The organism is Blautia sp. 1033sp1_1033st1_G9_1033SCRN_220408 (assembly GCF_040929965.1).
GTDB classification, from domain to species: domain Bacteria; phylum Bacillota; class Clostridia; order Lachnospirales; family Lachnospiraceae; genus Blautia_A; species Blautia_A ammoniilytica.
The window spans coordinates 47,426-67,116 of record NZ_JBFKZO010000003.1 but is presented as its reverse complement, the minus strand read 5'-3'; the positions used below and the strand labels follow the sequence as shown (position 1 = coordinate 67,116).

General features: G+C 42.0%; 24 protein-coding genes. 23 read left to right on the top strand and 1 reads right to left on the bottom strand.

Annotation, left to right across the window (positions count from 1 at the left end; translation table 11 throughout):
* Nucleotides 1–156: 156 nt before the first annotated feature.
* Together AB5916_RS03410 and AB5916_RS03405 are read left to right on the top strand one after the other, a co-directional pair.
* Nucleotides 157–387, top strand: coding sequence for an acyl carrier protein (locus AB5916_RS03410; protein ID WP_368189251.1), 231 nt, complete (start codon nucleotides 157–159; stop codon nucleotides 385–387).
* 53 nt (nucleotides 388–440) lie between these two features.
* Complete coding sequence (locus tag AB5916_RS03405) at nucleotides 441–1,985, top strand: long-chain fatty acid--CoA ligase (protein ID WP_368189250.1); 1,545 nt, start codon at nucleotides 441–443, stop codon at nucleotides 1,983–1,985.
* A gap of 44 nt (nucleotides 1,986–2,029) precedes the next feature.
* Here AB5916_RS03405 and AB5916_RS03400 read toward each other — a convergent pair whose 3' ends face one another.
* Nucleotides 2,030–2,608, bottom strand: coding sequence for a TetR/AcrR family transcriptional regulator (locus AB5916_RS03400; protein ID WP_368189249.1), 579 nt, complete (start codon nucleotides 2,606–2,608; stop codon nucleotides 2,030–2,032).
* A 614-nt stretch (nucleotides 2,609–3,222) separates the two neighbouring features.
* On the opposite strand from AB5916_RS03400, the gene AB5916_RS03395 reads away from it, so the two are divergent.
* The 21 genes from AB5916_RS03395 (at nucleotide 3,223) to AB5916_RS03295 (ending at nucleotide 19,685) form a co-directional block, all read left to right on the top strand.
* Nucleotides 3,223–3,453, top strand: coding sequence for an antitoxin (locus AB5916_RS03395; RefSeq protein ID WP_173728068.1), 231 nt, complete (start codon nucleotides 3,223–3,225; stop codon nucleotides 3,451–3,453).
* Nucleotides 3,450–3,854, top strand: a complete 405-nt coding sequence (locus AB5916_RS03390; protein WP_173728066.1) for a type II toxin-antitoxin system VapC family toxin — start codon at nucleotides 3,450–3,452, stop codon at nucleotides 3,852–3,854. The genes AB5916_RS03395 and AB5916_RS03390 overlap by 4 nt, the downstream gene beginning before the upstream one ends.
* Before the next feature lie 380 nt (nucleotides 3,855–4,234).
* The gene (locus AB5916_RS03385; protein ID WP_368189248.1) at nucleotides 4,235–6,124 is read left to right on the top strand and encodes a TIGR03960 family B12-binding radical SAM protein; all 1,890 of its coding nucleotides are present in this window, start codon (nucleotides 4,235–4,237) and stop codon (nucleotides 6,122–6,124) included.
* Nucleotides 6,099–6,815: a TIGR03936 family radical SAM-associated protein gene (locus AB5916_RS03380; RefSeq protein ID WP_368189247.1), complete on the top strand. Its 717-nt coding sequence runs from the start codon at nucleotides 6,099–6,101 to the stop codon at nucleotides 6,813–6,815. Before AB5916_RS03385 ends, AB5916_RS03380 begins: the two co-directional genes overlap by 26 nt.
* Nucleotides 6,808–8,037 carry a ribonuclease E/G gene (locus AB5916_RS03375; RefSeq protein WP_368189246.1) on the top strand — a complete coding sequence of 410 codons (1,230 nt, stop codon included), beginning with the start codon at nucleotides 6,808–6,810 and terminating at the stop codon, nucleotides 8,035–8,037. The genes AB5916_RS03380 and AB5916_RS03375 overlap by 8 nt, the downstream gene beginning before the upstream one ends.
* 158 nt (nucleotides 8,038–8,195) lie before the next feature.
* Nucleotides 8,196–8,501, top strand: coding sequence for a 50S ribosomal protein L21 (gene rplU, locus AB5916_RS03370; RefSeq protein ID WP_158420957.1), 306 nt, complete (start codon nucleotides 8,196–8,198; stop codon nucleotides 8,499–8,501).
* 12 nt (nucleotides 8,502–8,513) lie between these two features.
* Complete coding sequence (locus AB5916_RS03365) at nucleotides 8,514–8,837, top strand: ribosomal-processing cysteine protease Prp (RefSeq protein ID WP_368189245.1); 324 nt, start codon at nucleotides 8,514–8,516, stop codon at nucleotides 8,835–8,837.
* A gap of 5 nt (nucleotides 8,838–8,842) precedes the next feature.
* Nucleotides 8,843–9,130, top strand: a complete 288-nt coding sequence (gene rpmA / locus AB5916_RS03360; RefSeq protein WP_005422790.1) for a 50S ribosomal protein L27 — start codon at nucleotides 8,843–8,845, stop codon at nucleotides 9,128–9,130.
* Nucleotides 9,131–9,208: 78 nt separating this feature from the next.
* On the top strand, nucleotides 9,209–10,501 hold the full coding sequence (gene obgE / locus AB5916_RS03355) for a GTPase ObgE (RefSeq protein WP_158420959.1): 1,293 nt from the start codon (nucleotides 9,209–9,211) through the stop codon (nucleotides 10,499–10,501).
* Between the two features lie 19 nt (nucleotides 10,502–10,520).
* Nucleotides 10,521–10,817: a ribosome assembly RNA-binding protein YhbY gene (gene yhbY / locus AB5916_RS03350; protein ID WP_368189243.1), complete on the top strand. Its 297-nt coding sequence runs from the start codon at nucleotides 10,521–10,523 to the stop codon at nucleotides 10,815–10,817.
* A gap of 30 nt (nucleotides 10,818–10,847) precedes the next feature.
* Nucleotides 10,848–11,507: a nicotinate-nucleotide adenylyltransferase gene (gene nadD / locus AB5916_RS03345; RefSeq protein ID WP_158420961.1), complete on the top strand. Its 660-nt coding sequence runs from the start codon at nucleotides 10,848–10,850 to the stop codon at nucleotides 11,505–11,507.
* Nucleotides 11,470–12,090 carry a bis(5'-nucleosyl)-tetraphosphatase (symmetrical) YqeK gene (yqeK, locus tag AB5916_RS03340; protein ID WP_368189241.1) on the top strand — a complete coding sequence of 207 codons (621 nt, stop codon included), beginning with the start codon at nucleotides 11,470–11,472 and terminating at the stop codon, nucleotides 12,088–12,090. The genes nadD and yqeK overlap by 38 nt, the downstream gene beginning before the upstream one ends.
* Nucleotides 12,087–12,443, top strand: coding sequence for a ribosome silencing factor (gene rsfS, locus AB5916_RS03335; RefSeq protein WP_158420962.1), 357 nt, complete (start codon nucleotides 12,087–12,089; stop codon nucleotides 12,441–12,443). Before yqeK ends, rsfS begins: the two co-directional genes overlap by 4 nt.
* A gap of 137 nt (nucleotides 12,444–12,580) precedes the next feature.
* Nucleotides 12,581–13,201, top strand: coding sequence for a transcriptional repressor LexA (gene lexA / locus AB5916_RS03330; RefSeq protein WP_158420963.1), 621 nt, complete (start codon nucleotides 12,581–12,583; stop codon nucleotides 13,199–13,201).
* 261 nt (nucleotides 13,202–13,462) lie between these two features.
* Complete coding sequence (locus AB5916_RS03325) at nucleotides 13,463–14,920, top strand: HlyD family efflux transporter periplasmic adaptor subunit (RefSeq protein WP_262582702.1); 1,458 nt, start codon at nucleotides 13,463–13,465, stop codon at nucleotides 14,918–14,920.
* A 19-nt stretch (nucleotides 14,921–14,939) separates the two neighbouring features.
* On the top strand, nucleotides 14,940–15,638 hold the full coding sequence (locus AB5916_RS03320; RefSeq protein ID WP_158420964.1) for a YggS family pyridoxal phosphate-dependent enzyme: 699 nt from the start codon (nucleotides 14,940–14,942) through the stop codon (nucleotides 15,636–15,638).
* A gap of 14 nt (nucleotides 15,639–15,652) precedes the next feature.
* A complete protein-coding gene (locus tag AB5916_RS03315) occupies nucleotides 15,653–16,300 on the top strand; it encodes a cell division protein SepF (RefSeq protein ID WP_173728053.1) in 648 nt (215 codons plus the stop codon).
* A 21-nt stretch (nucleotides 16,301–16,321) separates the two neighbouring features.
* Nucleotides 16,322–17,074: an RNA-binding protein gene (locus tag AB5916_RS03310; protein ID WP_173728050.1), complete on the top strand. Its 753-nt coding sequence runs from the start codon at nucleotides 16,322–16,324 to the stop codon at nucleotides 17,072–17,074.
* 10 nt (nucleotides 17,075–17,084) lie between these two features.
* Entirely contained in the window at nucleotides 17,085–18,176 is a 1,092-nt protein-coding gene (aroB, locus tag AB5916_RS03305; RefSeq protein WP_368189240.1) for a 3-dehydroquinate synthase, read from the top strand.
* The gene (gene lspA / locus AB5916_RS03300; RefSeq protein WP_368189238.1) at nucleotides 18,173–18,721 is read left to right on the top strand and encodes a signal peptidase II; all 549 of its coding nucleotides are present in this window, start codon (nucleotides 18,173–18,175) and stop codon (nucleotides 18,719–18,721) included. The genes aroB and lspA overlap by 4 nt, the downstream gene beginning before the upstream one ends.
* A gap of 49 nt (nucleotides 18,722–18,770) precedes the next feature.
* Entirely contained in the window at nucleotides 18,771–19,685 is a 915-nt protein-coding gene (locus AB5916_RS03295) for an RluA family pseudouridine synthase (RefSeq protein WP_158420969.1), read from the top strand.
* Nucleotides 19,686–19,691: the final 6 nt, after the last annotated feature.

Below are 19,691 nucleotides of genomic sequence, written 5' to 3'. Positions count from 1 at the left end.
ACTGCCTGAATAATATAAAAAGCATTTGACAAGGCAAAAATATAAAAGGTATTTGGCAGGACAAATTGGAAATCAAAAATATAAAAGACATTTGGCAGGACAAATTGGAAATCAAAAAATATAACAGGATTTTACATAACAGGAGGATAGATGATAATGAATCAGGAAATGAAATTTAAAAATATTGTGGCACAGTATAGCAATGTGGCACCGGAAGAAATAACAAATAATATGAGATTCCGTGAGGATTTGGGATTCAGCTCTTTGGATTTTATGTCTTTTTTAGGTGAACTTGAGGACACATTTGATATTGAGTTTGAAGAGAGCGAAGTAATGAAAATCGTAACCATTGGAGAAGCACTTGAATTACTTGATAACTTTCAGTAGGAAGAGGTGTAGATCAGCACCTGTTTAAAACAGGCACTAGGGAGAAAATGGATATGCTGGTTAGAGATATATTAGAAGAAAGTGTACAGAAATTTGGAAAAGTCAATGCTGTAAAATGGCTTAACAGGAAAGAGATTTCAGAGAGAAGCTATTATGAAATGATGAAAAATGCAGTTTCTGTGAGAAAAGGTCTTCTTGCAGAGGGCTTTGAGGGAAAACATATTGCATTGATTGGTACCAGTTCCGTAGAGTGGATCGAGAGCTATATTGGAATTATTACAGGGTGTACTACAGCAGTGCCGCTTGATGCAGCGCTACCCTGGGAGGATCTGGTGGAGCTGATCAATCGCTCCGATTCCGCAGCTCTTTTTTTAAGTCCGAAGCACAGACCCTATCTTCAGGCTTTTCTGGAAAATTGTCCAGGTCTTCAGAAGATATGGATGCTTCAGGAAGAGGTGGAGGATGCACCGGAAAAAGTATACAGTATCAGTGAACTTCGGAATGCAGGAAATAATGCGTCTGCAGATGCTGTCTGTCCGGATAAAGAGGATATTGCGACAATTATTTTTACTTCAGGAACAACTGGGAAAAGTAAAGGAGTTATGTTGACCCAGAATAATCTGGCTTCCAATGTTGAGGCTGTAAAAATTTCAGCAGAACCGGGTACTGTGATGCTTAGTGTACTCCCTATTCATCATGCATTCTGCCTTGTGATGGACTGGCTGAAGGGCTTTTCCCAGGGGGCAACTATTTGTATCAATGATTCTCTGCTTCACATGGTCAGGAATATGAGCATTTTTGAACCAGACATTATGCTTATGGTACCGATGATGATTGAAACGATTTATAAGAAATTGGCTGCTTCTGACCCATCAATACCCAAAAAGGTTCTTGCAGAGAAAATATTTGGGAAAAACCTGCGTACAATATTTACCGGTGGCGCACATCTGGACCCATATTATATTGACTGCTTTACACAATACGGTATTCAGATACTGGAAGGGTATGGAATGTCCGAATGCTCTCCTGTTATCAGCAATAATACACCGGAAAACCATAAGCCGGGTTCTATTGGACAGCCTCTTGAAAACGTGGAGGTCAGGTTTGACAATGGGGAGATTCTGGTGCGTGGAACAAGTGTTATGAAGGGCTACTATCAAATGCCGGAGGAAACCAAGGAGGCTCTTAAGGATGGCTGGCTGCATACAGGAGACAAAGGATATATGGATGAGGATGGTTATTTATTCATTAACGGAAGAGTGAAAAACCTGATCATCCTGTCAAATGGTGAAAATGTTTCTCCGGAAGAGATTGAGAATAAACTTGCCCTGAATCCTCTTGTAGGCGAAGTGATCGTGACGGGTGAGAAGAATGGACTAACAGCCCGGATCTATCCGGAGCAGGCAGTTGTAGAAGCGAAGGCATTGGATGCAGATTCTGTTCAAAGACTGCTTCAGTCATTTTTGGATGAGTACAATCAAAATCAGCCAACCTATCGCCAGATTACAGGGTTGGTTGTCAGGAAAAATCCATTTATCCGTAACACAACGAAAAAAATCAGGAGACAGGATGTTCTGATCGATGAACCTCTTGCATAATAAAAAGGCTTTCTGTGCAGCTTACAGAAAGCTTTTTTAATGTCCTAGGATAAAAGAGGCAGCATGCCGGATAAAAAAACCTGGGACAAAATATTTGCGATGGCTTCTGGCTCCAGATCGAACTGATCCCTGGCCCATTTGTGCAGGACTCCAACCGTGCTTCCGATAGCGCAGGTGATCACATAAGAAATTTCTTCCCTTGTGTGTTCATTTGGACTGGAATTGGATGTAGTATCCGTCACATAGTGATGAAGCATAGTCAGCATTTTTTCAAACAGATCATTGCCATGAGGTGTGCTCAGAAGTCCTGCAAGAAAAGGATTTTCCATAGTGTACCGACAGATTGAAAGAAAATAGGAGCGACAGATATCCAGGTCATTCCGGGGATGGAATTTCTCCATCATGGAAAAAACATCATGGATTGTTTTCTCTTCAACAGCAGCTACCAGCGAGGGGATATCCTGGTAATGATTATAAAAGGTGCTTCTGGCAATACCTGCAGCTTTGATGATGTCAGATACTGTGATTTTGCCAGGGGCTTTTTCACGGGATAGTTTAAAAAAAGCACCTAAGATAGCTTCATCAGCTACATAAAATCTTTCGTCAGAATCCGGCTTCTGCATGGGTAAACACTCCCTCTCTCTTTCAATTATTTAAATAAGAATGATTACTAATTTAGAAAAATTATAAAACACCTTCAAGTACTTGTCAATAGCAGCTGTTACAAGTAAAGAAATGCCAGTTAAGAGAAGAGTTTTTATGTATGGAATATCGATCCGAATAATAAATGTATTGATCTGGCTGCATATAAAGAAGGATGTGAGTTGGCTGAAACACTGTCCGTGTTGGAGATTACTGCAAAAGGAGATTACGAAGATTTTTGTGGTGAACCTCTTGGCATATGCGTTCCATATTACTATAGCGAAACTTTTGATGATGAATTGAATTTCGCACGAGATGCATATAAACTTCTTAGCATATAATTTCTGTCAAAAACTTATCATTGAAATTAATCCATTAGCAAAGTCCATGCACCTGGAGCCAAGGAAGTTTTGGTAGCATATTACGGAATATAGAATATCTACTGAAGAAAAAGACACTCTTGTGGCTGCCGTGGCAAACGAATTAAAAAATATTCTGGCAAAATCAAGTTAAAATATACCTATGCTCAAAAGATTCTCTTGACCGTGATATATATCACGATATATACTATTCATAGAAGAGGAGGTGCTTTACTATGATGACAGCAAAATTATTTAAAAATGGCAGAAGTCAGGCTGTGAGGCTTCCTAAAGAATGCCAGTTTGCAGGAGACGAAGTGGCTGTAAATAAGATTGGAGATATTGTTATCTTAATGCCACAAAATAATAAATGGTCTGGTTTTTTAAGCAGCTTTGATATGTTCTCAAATGATTTTATGGAAGAGGGAAGGGAACAGCCAAAAGAACAGGAGCGAGAATCTTTATGAAGTATATGCTGGATACAAATATTTGTATTTATGCAATAAAAAATAAACCGCCAGAAGTAATTCGTAATTTTCTACGTCATGATCCGGATGATATGTGTATTTCTTCTATCACATATGGAGAGCTGATGCATGGTGTTGAAAAAAGCCAGGCAGTAGAGAAGAATCGAATTGCAATGTCACTTTTTCTATCCCCAATTACCATTTTGGATTTTGATAGCTATGCTGCAGAAGAATATGGGAAAATCCGGGCAGATCTGGAAAGAAAAGGAACTCCGATTGGACCATTGGATATGCAGATTGCAGGTCATGCAAAATCAGAAGGGCTTACGGTGGTGACTAATAATACAAGAGAGTTTTATAGAATTGAGGGATTAGCGGTAGAAGATTGGACTAAAGAATAAAACATGAAAAGCTGAAAGCTCTGCTTAGTGCAGGGCTTTTTCCGCCGAAAATCCTCATGATTTTTCCGAATAAAAATTATATACTTGAACTTCTAAGCGTTTCTGTTTATAATAAAAACACTGTTAATGGTCCTGTTTTCCGGTATCAAAATGGTCTCACGCATTTCCAGATGCTGAGGTTATTTTTTTGCTTGAAAATAGAAAAAGTGACCAAATGCATTTTTAGCCAAAAAACAGGCTTAAAAGTGCCCCTCTGTTTTTCAGGTTTTTCGACCTGACAGACAGATTTTTGAGTCCTAAAACGCATATTACAGAAATCTGAATTTCCTAGAAATTCATTGCCTTATTGTTGTATATGCACAATTATCGAAAGGAATAGTATGAGAAAATTAGCACTTAGTGACGAAATATTGCTTAGTGTTGACAAAGCAGCCCGCTATATCGGCGGAGAAGTCAACTCTGTTATGAAAATGGATGAGGATGGGAATATTGATCCCAACGTGAAGATACGTGTGGCATTTGATTTCCCGGATGTGTATGAGATTGGAATGTCCAATTTAGGTATGATGCTTTTGTACAACATGTTTAATGAGAGGGAAGATGTATGGTGTGAGCGTGTTTTTTCTCCATGGATGGACCTGGATAAGGTGATGCGTGAGAAAAATATTCCGCTGTTTGCACTGGAGTCCCAGGATCCTATCCGTCAGTTCGATTTTCTGTGTATTACCTTAGGATATGAGATGTGCTACACAAACGTATTGCAGACCCTGGATCTGTCTCATATACCACTGCTGGCCAAAGACAGAGATGATTCATGTCCCATCGTTGTAGGCGGCGGTGCATGTGCCTACAATCCGGAACCGCTGGCTGCCTTTTTTGACCTTTTTTATATTGGTGAAGGTGAAACGGTTTATGATGCGTTGTTTGACGCATATAAGGCAAATAAAGCTGCAGGGGGATCCAGGGAAGACTTTTTACTTCTTGCGGCACAGATCCCCGGGATTTATGTTCCGGCATTTTATGATGTGACTTATCATGAAGATGGCACCATTGCTTCCTTTGAGCCGAACCGGACAGAAGCACCCAGAGTTATTCAGAAGCAGCTGATCATAGATATGGAAAAAGGCTACCGCTCCATTAAAAAACCGGTTGTTCCATTTATTAAGGCAACACAGGACAGAGTGACGTTGGAAATACAAAGAGGATGTATCCGTGGATGCAGATTCTGCCAGGCTGGAATGATCTATCGGCCAACCCGTGAGCGGGATATCCAGACTTTGAAGGATTCAGCCAGAGAGATGCTGGAAAGCACTGGACATGAGGAGATTTCCTTAAGTTCTTTAAGTTCCAGTGACTATTCACATCTTCCGGAGCTGGTGAATTTCCTGATTGATGAATTTAAAGAAAAGTGTGTGAATATTTCCCTGCCGTCTCTTAGGATCGACGCATTTGCACTGGATGTTATGAGTAAGGTACAGGACATTAAGAAAAGCAGTCTGACATTTGCCCCTGAAGCCGGATCACAACGACTTCGTAACGTGATCAATAAAGGACTTACAGAAGAGAATATCATGCAGGGTGCAGCAGATGCCTTTCTTGGCGGCTGGAATAAAGTTAAATTATATTTCATGCTTGGGCTGCCTACCGAGACAGAAGAAGATATGAAAGGGATCGCACATCTTGCTGAGAAGATTGCAGAGGAATATTATGATCTGATTCCAAAGGAAAAACGTCATGGCAAGATTCAGATCAACGTGAGTACATCTTTCTTTGTTCCCAAGCCATTTACTCCATTCCAATGGGCTGGAATGTATACAGAGCAAGATTTTATTGACAAGGCAAAAGTAGTAAAGGACGAGATCCGTGCACAGCTGAATCAGAGAAGTATCCGTTATAACTGGCATGAGCCGGATGTGACTGTACTGGAAGGCTTTCTTGCAAGAGGAGACCGGCGTGCATCACAAGTAATCCTGAAAGCATATGAAAAGGGTGCGATTTATGATGCCTGGTCTGAATCCTTTGATTATAATATATGGAAGGAAGCTTTTGCAGAAACAGGAGTCAATATTGATTTTTATACATTACGGGAGCGGAGTACTGATGAAATCCTTCCCTGGGATTTTATTGATGCAGGTGTTAAGAAGAAATTCCTGATCCGCGAATGGGAGCAGGCGCATAAAGAAATTGTAACACCAAACTGCAGGCAGAAATGTTCCGGCTGCGGAGCCGCTGGTTATAAAGGAGGTGTGTGTCTTGAAAGTAAGAATTAAGTTTACAAAAGAAGGACCTATAAAATTTGTAGGTCATCTGGACACCATGCGCTATTTCCAGAAGGTAATCCGCAGGGCAGGACTTCCGGTGGCATTTTCAGGTGGATACAGTCCTCACATGATTATGTCCTTTGCCGCACCTCTTGGGGTTGGCGTTGAAAGCCTGGGAGAATATTTTGATCTGGAGCTTACAAAGACCATTCCTACTTCCCAGATCAGGGATCTGTTGGATGCCCAGATGACAGAGGGCGTGCATGTGCTCAGTGCAAGAAAAGTGGAAGACGGAAAAGCCGGGAAAGCAATGTCTCTTGTAGCTGCCGCTGATTATTATGTAGTATTTAGAGAAGGAAAAGAGCCGAAGTGTGTATGGCGTGAGAGAATTCAGGAATTTTTGGCACAGCCTGAGATCCTTATAACAAAGGAAACAAAAAAAGGCACAAAAGAGGTGGATATCCGTCCATGTATTTACCAGATGGAGCAGCAGGAACAGGGTATATTTATGAAACTGGCATCTGCAAGTTCTAATTACACAAAACCGGAAGCCGTGATGAACAGTTTTTGCAGCTGGCTGAAAGAAGAAATGGCTGAATTTCCATGGATGGTCAAACGACTGGAAGTATATGCAGATCTTGGTAGTGAAGATAACCATCGTTTTGTTACTTTGGAAGCGTTAGGAGAGGACATTGAGTAAACTTATTATCACCCGGATGGAAATAAGCGGAATTTCCTGCAGTGTCTGTATTCTTACAGAAGATCAGAAGATCATGGAGCTTCAGCTGGAGCCTGAAAACAGGAAATCTATCCTGGACAATATTTATGTTGGACAGGTGGAGAATGTGGCTGCCAACATTCAGGCTGCATTTGTACGGATCGCACCGGATGTAAGAGGCTATCTTTCGTTGGAAGAAGGGAAAACAGCTATTTTCAGCGCAGGGCGAACTGCAGATAATCATCCCCTTAAGCCAGGTGATGAGCTGCTTGTGCAGGTAAGCAGGGATGCCATGAAAGGAAAACTTCCTGCATTGTCCGGAAATCTGAATTTTACCGGGAAGTATCTGGTACTGACTACAGGCGATAAGAAATTCGGCCTTTCCAAAAAGCTAAGCGTTGAAGACCGGAAAAGACTTTCTGGCTGGTTTGAGGATGAAATCCAGAAACCGGATAAGGAATATGGACTGATTGTGCGTACAAATGCTGCAGAAGCAGAAAAAGAAGAACTGGAAAGAGAATTTAAGCATCTTCGGGAAACGTATCAAAAGGTAGCTGTAAATGGACGCAGCCGTACCTGCTGCAGTCTTTTGTATCAGCCTGAACCAGAGTATATACGAAGGATCCGGGATACTTATAGCCAGAAGCTGGAAGAGATCGTTACCGATATCCCGGAATATTATCAGCAGATCTACGCTTATCTGGAGGGAAGCAGCCCCCAGGAGCTTTCCAAAGTTCGTATGTATACAGACAAACTGCTGCCCCTTTATAAGCTGTACAGGATCGAGTCTGCTATTGACGAGATCTGGCATGAAAAAGTGTGGCTGAACAGCGGCGGTTTTCTTGTGATCCAGCAGACAGAAGCGTTTGTCTCCATTGATGTGAATACAGGAAAGTTTACAGGAAAGAAAAAGGTTCAGGAAACCTATCGTAAGATCAACCTGGAAGCTGCACAGGAGATTGCCAGACAACTGCGGCTTCGGAATCTTTCCGGGATCATCCTGATCGATTTTATTAATATGGAAAATCCGGATCATATCGATGAGCTTTTCCATGTTCTGAAGAAACATCTTAAGAAGGATTCTGTGCGCTGCAGGGCAGTGGATATTACGCCACTGAATATTCTTGAAATGACCAGAAAAAAGGTGCGCAGACCTGTGATCGAGGATCTGATGGATCTGCAGAAGGCAGAAAAAAGCTTATAAAAAGCCTTATAAAAATCAAAAAAACGTAGAAAAATATATTGACGAACCCAAAAAGGTCTGTTATTATAATCACGTATGCCGCACAAAGAGGTTGAAGTGCTTCTGCTTTATACAGAGGCCACCATATTTGGCGAGTAATGTTATAGGAGGTGCCACAGATGTACGCAATTATTGCAACAGGTGGTAAACAGTACAAAGTTGCTGAAGGCGACGTAATCAGAGTTGAGAAGCTCGGAGTTGAAGCTGGTGAGACCGTTACTTTTGACAATGTTATTGCTGTCAGCAATGACGGAATGAAAGTAGGCGAGGCTGTGAAAGATGCCAGTGTTACCGCTTCTGTAGTTGAGAACGGAAAGGCTAGAAAAGTCATCGTTTACAAGTACAAAAGAAAAACTGGATATCACAAGAAAAACGGTCACAGACAGCAGTACACCAAAGTTAAGATCGAAAAGATTAATGGTTAATCTGGTGTCATTATGATCACAATTACAGTTAAAAAGAGAAATAATTCATATATAGAGTTTCGTTCCAGCGGACACGCAGGTTATGCCCAAAGCGGGCAGGATATTGTATGTGCTGCCGTTTCAGCACTGATCATCAATACTGTTAATTCCCTGGAGACTTTTACAAAGGAGAAGTTTCAGGCGAAAGACAAAGATGGACATGTATCCATTATATTTGAACAGAGCCCAAACACTCCAGAGGGAAAACTTCTTATGGATTCATTGCTTCTCGGTTTAACGGAAATTGAGCATAATTATAACAATCGATATTTGACATTAAAAGTCAAGGAGGTGTAACAACGATGATGAAAATGAACCTTCAGTTATTCGCACATAAAAAAGGAGTTGGTTCCACAAAGAACGGCCGTGATTCCGAGTCTAAGAGATTAGGTGCGAAGAGAGCAGACGGACAGTTTGTTAAAGCTGGCAACATTCTTTACAGACAGCGTGGAACAAAGATTCACCCAGGTGAAAATGTTGGCTGCGGTAAAGACTATACATTATTTGCACTGACCGACGGTGTTGTAAGATTCACCAGAAAGGGTCGTGACAAGAAGCAGGTTTCTATCGTTCCGGTAGAGGCAGAGTAATTATAGGTAGCAGAAGGCTTCAAATCTGTCATGGGTTTGGAGCCTTTTCTTTCATAATAATAAAAATAGGAGTATTCTATGTTTGCAGACAGAGCAACGATCATCATCCGTTCCGGTAAGGGCGGGGATGGACATGTAAGCTTCCGCAGAGAGAAATATGTTCCGGACGGCGGCCCAGATGGGGGCGATGGCGGAAACGGCGGAGATGTAATATTTGAAATAGATGAGGGACAGAATACCCTGGGCGATTACAGACACAAAAGGAAATATAAAGCCGGTGACGGTGAAGAGGGCGGAAAGAAACGCTGCCACGGATCCAATGGTAATGACGTTGTTCTGAAGGTTCCGGAAGGAACTGTGATCATGGATGCACAGTCCGGCAAGGTCATTGCTGATATGTCCGGTGAAAACAGACGCCAGGTTGTATTAAAAGGCGGCCATGGAGGTAAAGGGAACCAGCATTATGCCACACCTACCATGCAAGTGCCAAAGTATGCACAGCCAGGACAGCCAGCCCAGGAACTGGAGGTCCTTCTGGAGCTTAAGGTGATTGCAGATGTGGGACTTGTAGGATTTCCAAATGTAGGGAAATCCACCTTCCTTTCCCGGGTTACAAATGCCCGGCCTAAGATCGCTAATTACCATTTTACTACGCTTAGCCCTAATCTTGGTGTTGTAGACACAGAGAATGGGGGATTTATTATTGCGGATATTCCAGGATTGATCGAAGGCGCATCGGAAGGAGTGGGACTGGGACATGAGTTCCTCCGTCACATTGAACGTACCCGTGTGATCATCCATATTGTGGATGCTGCATCTACGGAAGGCAGAGATCCGGTAGAGGATATTTATAAGATCAATAAGGAACTGGAGGCTTACAACCAGGAAATTGCTTCCAGACCCCAGGTGATCGCAGCCAATAAGATTGACTGTATCTACAATAACGAAGAAGAGGATCCTATCCAGCGTCTGAAACAGGAATTTGAGCCAAAGGGGATCAAGGTATATCCGATTTCTGCTGTGACCGGCCAGGGAGTACGGGAACTTCTTTTCCACGTAAAAGAGCTTCTGGATGCCTGCCCGCGGAAATCTATTGTGTTTGAGCAGGAATTCTTCCCTGAGGATGCACTTGTGGCAGAAAATCTTCCATTTACTGTGGAAGCAGATCCTGAGGATTCTTCTGTATTTATCGTGGAAGGCCCACGTATTGAGAAAATGCTGGGCTACACCAATTTGGACTCAGAGAAAGGTTTTGCTTTCTTCCAGAAATTCCTGAAAGAAGGCGGTATTTTGGAAGAACTGGAAAAAGCCGGAATACAGGACGGAGATACTGTACGTATGTATGGCTTTGAATTTGATTATTATAAATAATATTCAGGGAGGAGCAAAAATGACAACAAAGCAAAGAGCATATCTGAAAAGTCTTGCTATGACAATGACACCTATTCTTCAGCTGGGTAAGGGCGGCCTTACTCCCCAGAATACAGCTGCTGTAGAAGAGGCTCTTGCGGCCAGGGAACTGATTAAGATCAGCGTCCTGCAGAACTGCATGGAAGACCCAAAAGAAATGGCACAGGTTCTTTCTGAACGTACCCATTCCCAAGTGGTACAGGTGATCGGCAAGAAAATCGTTTTATATAGAGAAGGTAAAGACGATAAGAAGAAGATCGTCCTTCCTGTCAAATAAATTTTTAAGTTTTTTCTGGAGGTCTGACAGATGGAGTGCAAAAGAAAGCGGATCGGTATTATGGGCGGCACCTTTGATCCTATCCATATGGGGCATCTGATCCTTGGTGAAAAAGCATACGAACAGTTTTCACTGGATCAGGTACTTTTCATGCCGGCAGGTAATCCTCCCCATAAGCGGAACCGTGCAGGAAGAGCCAGTGATGAACAACGGGTGGAAATGGTCCGTCGTGCCATTAACGGAAATCCTCACTTTGCTTTATCTCTTATTGAAATGAATGAAGAAGGGTATACTTATACTTATCGGACTCTGGAAAATCTGAAAAAAGAACATCCGGATACGGATTATTACTTTATCATTGGGGCCGATTCACTTTTTTCTTTTGAAACCTGGATGGAGCCGGGGCGGATCTGCCAAGCCTGTACGCTGGTGGTTGCTGTAAGAAATCATATGCCGACCACAAAGCTGTGCATGGAAGTGGAACGGCTTACCAATAAATACCAGGGCTGTTTTCTTCTGCTGGACATGATGAACATTGATGTTTCCAGCCAGCTCCTGCGCCAGTGGTGCAGGGAAGATAAGAGTCTGCGGTATTATGTGCCGGATTCGGTAATCTCTTATATAGAAGAGAACCATATTTATCACAGAGGTGATGAGATTGAAGAAAGAAGTAAAAACCATGGAATATGATTTTGGCAAAATAGAAAAAAAACTGGCAAAGTATCTTGATCAGCCAAGGTTTTTGCATACGATGGGTGTGATGTACACCAGTGCAAGCCTTGCCATGGTTCACGACTGTGATCTGCAAAAAGCACAGGTTGCGGGATTGCTCCATGATTGTGCCAAATGCATTCCCAACAAAAAGAAATTAAAGCTTTGCAGTAAAAATAAAATTCCTGTAACAGATTTTGAAAAGGTACATCCTTTTTTGCTGCATGCCAAACTTGGTGCATACATTGCCAGAGAAAAGTATCATATTACAGATCCTGAAATATTGTCAGCCATTACATGGCATACCACTGGAAAGCCGGAAATGACTCTTCTGGAAAAAATTGTCTACATTGCGGACTATATAGAACCTCTGCGTGATAAGGCACCTAATCTTCCCAAAATCCGTAAGATGGCATTCCAGGATCTGGATGCATGTATGTATGAAATTTTGAAAGATACCCTCGCCTATCTGGACACAGACCCGGATGCTATTGATGAAATGTCCAGAAAAGCCTTTATCTATTATAATGATTTACAGAAAGGAAAGGTGCAGACTAAATGACTACAGAAAAGCAGATGGCACAGCTTGTATGCCGTGCACTAGATGAAAAAAAGGGACGTGACATCAAGGTGATCGATATACATGATGTTTCCGTGATCGCAGATTATTTTGTAATTGCCAGTGGCTCCAACCAGAACCAGGTACAGGCAATGGTAGATAATGTAGAAGAGCAGCTTGGCCGTGCCGGCTTTGAGCCTAAGCAGGTAGAAGGAGTGCGCAATTCCAGCTGGATCCTTATGGATTATGGCGATGTGATCGTTCATGTATTTGATGAGGAGAATCGTCTTTTCTATGATCTGGAAAGAATCTGGCGTGATGGCAAAACTTTGGATATGGAAGAGTTTTTGAAATAAAGAGCCCCAATTATTACGAACGTATTTTCCGAATATCTGTTTGCTTTTAATGAAGATTTGTGGTATGATAAAGAAAAATACAGTAACTGGGAAGATACTGAACAGTTACACAGCACGTAATTGATGGAGGTATCCTTATGGCATATGGCAAAATCAGTAAGAAACAGCAGGAAATACTTGATTATATAAAGAATGAGATCCTGAACCGTGGTTTTCCCCCCGCAGTTCGTGAGATCTGTGAGGCGGTTAATCTGAAGTCTACTTCTTCCGTACATGCTCATCTGGAAGCACTGGAGAAGAACGGTTACATCCGCAGAGATGCCACCAAGCCCAGAGCGATTGAGATCATAGACGACAATTTTAACCTAGTACGCAGAGAAGTTGTGAATGTTCCCCTGATCGGTACAGTTGCTGCAGGGCAGCCGATCCTTGCAGTAGAGAATATTGAGGGATATTTTCCTATCCCGGCAGAGATTATGCCAAATGCCCAGAGTTTTATGTTGAAAGTTAAGGGAGAAAGTATGGTCAATGCAGGTATCCTTGATGGTGATCAGGTACTTGTAAAGCAGCAGCCGACCGCATCTAATGGAGATATTGTAGTAGCTCTTGTGGATGATTCTGCCACTGTAAAGACTTTCTACAAAGAGAACGGCTATTATCGTCTTCAGCCTGAGAATGACTCTATGGATCCTATTATCATTCATGGTGATATCCAGATTCTTGGCAAGGTTTTTGGCGTATTCCGTGTTTTCCAGTAATCAAAGGGTTCCGCAGTCAGTTTTTGTGTCCTGACTCCACAACACCAGGGCTGCTTTCTATGCATCATCAGGAAAGCGGTCCTGGTATTATTTATACCATAGTAATTGACATAATATAATTATGAACAACCACAACTGATTACTGTACTTCAAATAAAATATGGAGTTCCTGTGAACTTTCTTCAACGCCTTGTTTTTGTCCGGGAAAAATGATACAATATTTCGGAATGAAATCAGAGAAGAGAAAAAGGAGGCATTTTTTTGCCTAATCAGAATCAGAATTTTTCCCACAAAATCACAGAGCATCTTATAAAACTGAGAAAAATATTCAGTCTGAATATAGGAACAGCTATTTTTGGCGTGCTTTTTCTATATATGATCGTCAGTGCATTTATGTATCTTACATCGTCCCATATCGAATCCTATCAGGTGTCTTCCGGACCGCTTTCAAGGAATGAGACTTATACAGGACTTTCCTTGCGAGAAGAAAGTGTATGTAAGGCAGATTCCGGAGGATATGTGAATTATTATGCCAGAGAGGGCAGTAAGATCAATGCCGGCGGTGCTGTATATGGATTGAGTTCTACCAAGGTTCCGGAATCTACGGTATCCCTCAGAGCAGAAGAGCTGTCTAATATCCGTAGTGATATGTTAAGTTTTTCCAAAAGCTTTTCCCCTAGTAAATTTAATTCTACATATAGTTTCAAATATCAGCTGGAGGGCGAGATCCTTCAGTATGCAGGAGTCACACAGGAGACATCCGTTGCTGCAGTAACAGATGAATATGGCAATGTGGTCAGCGATTCCTCCGCTCAGGTAGTGACCCTTGGAAATCAGAATATCAGCAAGGCACCGGCAGATGGAATCATTCTTTATGCCAAAGATGGTTATGAAGGCAAAACAGTTGATGAACTGACTGCAGAAGATTTTAACCAGAATTCCTACCAAGAAACGGACCTGAAGACACAAAGCCAGGTGAAAACCGGCGATCCGGTATATACTATTATTACAGATGAAAGATGGAGCCTGCTGATACCTCTTAGCGAGAAACAGGCAGTGAAGCTTGCGGACCGGACAGCTATCCGTGTGAAATTTCTGAAGGATGATAATACTCAGACAGGTGATTTTTCCATTATCACCATTGATGGGAGCAATTACGGGAAGATTGATTTCAGTAAGGGATTGATCCGTTATGCATCAGACCGTTTCCTGGATATAGAGCTTGTGACTAATACTAACAGTGGGCTGAAGATCCCTCTTACATCCATTGTTTCTAAGGAATTTTATACAGTTCCTGCTGTTTATGCTACAAGGAATGAAGACAGCTCTGACATTGGGTTTATGCTTGCAGATAAAAATAAAGAGGGTAAAGATGTAACCACCTTTGTAACTCCACGTATTTATGCAAGACTGGCAGATCCTGTGACGGATGATTCACAGGAAGTCACTTATACATATTATATTGACAAAAGCTCCTTCAAAGAAGGGGATGCCATATTGAAACCGGATTCTAAGGAGAAGTATATTATCGGCAGCACGGAAATGCTGGAAGGCGTATATTGCATTAACCAGGGGTATGCTGTGTTCCGCAGGGTAGAGATCATAGATCAGAATGAAGAATATGCCATTGTAGCCAAGGATACGGATTACGGTCTGGTACGATACGATCATATTGTGAAGGATGCTTCAAAAGTAAAGGAAGAAGATATACTTTATTAAAGCAGGAGGAGGCTTATAGATGTTAGCAGATAATTACAGACAGGTTCTTAATAATATTCAGGATGCCTGCCAGGCTGTAGGAAGAGATCCTAAGGAAGTAACACTGGTGGCAGTAAGCAAAACAAAGCCTGTAGAAATGCTTCAGCAGGTTTACGATGCAGGAGCCAGAGTGTTTGGTGAAAATAAAGTTCAAGAGATTATGGACAAATATGATCATTTACCAGGAGATATCCGCTGGCAGATGATTGGCCATCTTCAGCGTAATAAAGTAAAATATATTGTAGATAAGGTTGACATGATTCATTCCGTAGATTCCTATCGTCTTGCACAGACTATTGAGACAGAAGCTGCTAAGAAAAATGTTACTGTTTCCGTGCTCCTGGAAGTAAATGTTGCAGAAGAAGAAAGCAAATTCGGCCTGAAAATGGATGAGGTATTGCCTCTTGTACAACAGATTTCAGAATTGCCCCATGTTCAGGTAAAAGGGCTTATGACCATTGCACCTTTTGTTTCAAATCCAGAGGATAACAGGGAAATTTTTCGCAAATTAAAAAAATTAAGTGTTGACATTGAAGCCAAAAACATTAATAATACTACTATGAGTGTCCTGAGTATGGGTATGACCGGTGATTATATGGTTGCTGTACAGGAGGGCGCCACCATGGTGCGTGTAGGAACAGGCATTTTTGGTGAAAGGGATTATTCAGCAGATAAGTAAGATTGGAGATTAAAATGGGCGTTTTAGATAAATTTTTAGATGCGATCAAGTTAAATGATGATTACGATGATGATGAATTTCTGGATGAAGATCTGGATGGGGCAGATGATGATGATGATTTCCTTGATGATGAAGAGGAAGCACGTCCCAAGAAGAAGTTCTTTGAGAAGTTTACAAAGAAGAAATCATCAGATGATGAATTTGACGAATTCGAGGATTTTGATGATGCACCTGCCAAAAGTCCTGTAAAGGCAGCCGCAGCCACTAAAGCTGCTCCTGCAAAACAGACAGAGAAGGCAGACAAACCGGTTCGTTCTACCGCACCATCCTCCAAGATTACACCTATGAGAAGCAGCCGCAGATCCGGGCAGTCCCAGAATGTTGAAGTATGTGTGATCAAGCCATCCTCTATGGAAGATACCAGGGAGATTGCAGACACACTTCTGGACAATTCTACCGTGATCCTGAATCTGGAGGGTATTGATGTAGAGCTTGCACAGAGGATTATCGATTTCGCTTCCGGTGCCTGCTATTCTTTAAATGGCAGCCTTCAGAAGATTTCAAGTTATATTTTTGTACTTGGACCGTATAATGTAGATATTACAGGTGATCTCCAGAATATTTTAGGAGGATCTGTTCCTTCCGTAAGAGCAGGTTATTAATAAGAACAGGTATTCATTCAAATGGAAAAAGATGAATTTTTACTTAAGAGAATCCGTGAACTGGCAAAGCTGTCCTATCAGCGTGATATCGTCACTTTTTCGGATTTTCTTAATTTAAACGAACAGAATATGGTGCATAGCCAAAAACTCCAGGAGCTGGGCGTTATAGTGGAGTTTTACGGTGGCTATGAGAATGCTGAGCGTCAGATGGTTGCTTTTCACCCTGATGCTCTTATGTTTCAGTGGGAATATCCGGTAGATTGTATCCGCATCACTCCTAAGGCTTTAAAGTTTTCAGAGGAATTAACCCATCGGGATTACCTTGGGGCGATCCTGAATCTTGGAGTAGACAGAAGTGTTGTTGGAGATATTCTTGTAGATGGCAATACTGCCTGGTTTTTCTGTCTGTCAAAAATGACCGGCTTTTTCCTTGAAAATCTGTGCAGAGTACGGCATACTACTGTTCTGGCAGAGAAGGTAGAGGATCCGGGATTGATGCCAAAGGCACATTTCCAGGAAATCCAGGGAACTTGTTCCTCAGTACGTCTGGATACGCTGATCGCTCTTGCTTTTGGAGCATCCCGCAGCAGCATGGTTTCTTATATAGAGGGAGGCCTTGTTTTTGTAAATGGCAAGCTGATCACATCCAACGGACATGAGCCGAAAGAGGGAGATATTATCTCTGTAAGAGGCAAAGGCCGTTTTATATACGATGGGATAGCCAGACAGACCAAGAAAGGTCGGAATAGTATTACGATTCGCAAGTATATATAATGGAGGTATTATGGCAGAAGAAAAATTACTTGTAAAAAGGAATGGCGATTTTCATTATCCCATTTATTTTGAGGAAGACTTTTCCAATCTTTCCCAAGTATTAAAGGATGAGCAGATGGAAGGAAGAAGGATCTGTGTTGTAGCTGATTCCAATACTGCTGCATTGTATGGAGAAGCAGTCCAAAAGGAACTGTCCATGGCAGCTGCAGAAGTCTTAATGTTTGTATTTTCAGCAGGGGAACCCAATAAAAACCTGGATACTGTAAAGGACTTGTACCGTTTTCTGATTCAGCATGAAATTGACAGAACAGGGATCCTGGCTGCTCTTGGCGGCGGTGTTACCGGGGATCTGACCGGCTTTGGTGCAGCCACATATCTTCGGGGCATTGATTTTATCCAGATCCCTACTACGCTTCTTGCACAGGTAGACAGCAGTGTAGGAGGTAAGACAGGTGTGGATTTTGAACAATACAAGAATATGGTAGGGGCTTTCCACCAGCCAAGACTGGTCTATATGAATCTTTCTACTTTGAAAACTCTTCCCCCAAAAGAGTTTAGCTGTGGGATGGGAGAAGTGATCAAAACAGGTCTGATTTGTGATAAGGACTTTTTCCAGTATGTACAGAACTGCCAGGCAAAGGTATCTCAGATGGATCTGTCAGTGCTTGCTTCCATGGTTCGCAGATGCTGTACCATCAAGGCAGGCGTGGTAGAGCGTGATCCTAGGGAAAAGGGCGAGCGTGCTTTACTTAATCTTGGGCATACCATTGGCCATGCAGTTGAAAAGCTGAAGGATTTTCAGCTTCTTCACGGACAGTGTGTAGGACTGGGATTGATCGCAGCCGGATATGTTTCTATGCAGAGAGGACTTCTTACTGTCAGTGAATATGAACAGGTTCGCAGCTGCTGTGCATCCTATGGATTGCCGCTTACAGTTTCAGGACTTGATCCTGAGGAAGTATTATCTGCCACCAAAAAAGACAAGAAAATGGAACGGGGACATATTAAATTTATTTTTATGGATGGATTGGGTAAAACCTTTATTTCCACAGATCTTACAGATGAGGAAATGCTTGCCGGGATCCGGGAGATCTGTGTATGAAAGAACAGACACCTTTATTTTCAGGGAAAAAGGCTTTGCTTTTCTGGATTTTTCCTGTTCTTTTGCTTACGCTGATCGACCAGTTTACCAAGTATCTGTCCATTGTTTTCCTTAAAAATACCAATGGAAAGATTTTGATTCCCGGTGTTTTAGAGTTATCTTACGTTGAAAACCGCGGCATGGCATTTGGCATGCTTCAGGGGAAGATCCCTTTTCTTCTGATCATGTGTTTTTTCTTTCTTATCCTTGCCCTGTATATTTATATCCGTATGCCTAAAACTGCCTATTATATTCCATTGATGGTGCTTGATATGGTGGTATTTGCCGGTGCGCTAGGCAATTTTGTGGATCGCTTTTTCAGAGGTTATGTAGTAGATTTTATTTATTTTTCTCTGATTGATTTTCCTACCTTTAATGTGGCGGATATTTATGTAGTCTGCGGAGGGATACTTACTGTATTATTTGTGCTTTTTAAATATAAGGATGACAATGATTTTGCTTTTCTGAAATCAAAATCAAAAACAAAGCATTCCCAAAACAGATGATCAGTAACATTTTAAGATAGCTCAGGAATATTGGGAAAAGGAGCAATGCATGAACAGTGTTACTTATTGCGTATCCGAAGAGGAATGTGGGCTTCGGATCGACCGTTATCTTGCAGAAAAAAATACAGATCTTTCCAGATCTTATATACAGAAACTGTTGAAGAACCAGGAAATTTCCGTAAATGGGATTCCGGTAAAGGCAAATTATAAGGTACAGCAGGAGGATCAGATCCTTCTTACCGTTCCGGAGCTGACAGAGCCGGATATTCTTCCTGAGGATATTCCACTGGACATCCTTTATGAGGATGAAGATCTGATGGTAGTAAATAAGCCTAAGGGAATGGTTGTGCATCCAAGTGCCGGTCATTTATCCGGTACTCTTGTAAATGCTATTTTATATCATTGTCAGGGGCATCTGTCCGGGATCAATGGGATTATGCGGCCGGGTATCGTCCACAGGATCGATATGGACACCACAGGGGCTATCCTGGTATGTAAGAGTGATTTTGCCCATAAGGATCTTGCAGAGCAGTTAAAAGAGCATTCTATCAAAAGACGGTACCGGGCAATCGTCAGTGGAAACCTTAAAGAAGATACTGGCAGGATCGAAGGACCCATCGGGCGTCATCCCATTGACCGTAAGAAAATGGCCATTAATTACAAAAACGGCAAAGATGCAGTGACCCATTATCAGGTTCTGGAGCGTTTCGGAAATGCCACTTATGTGGAGTGCCGGCTGGAAACAGGACGTACACATCAGATCAGGGTACACATGGCAAGTAAGGGACATCCTCTTCTTGGAGATCAGGTTTACGGATCTGCTCGAAATCCATATCACCTTCAGGGGCAGGCGCTTCATGCCATGATCCTTGGATTTGTACATCCACGTACTGGTGAATATATGGAGTTTGAAGCACCACTGCCTGAATATTTTATAAAACTTTTGGAAAAATTAAGAAAATAGTTGGCA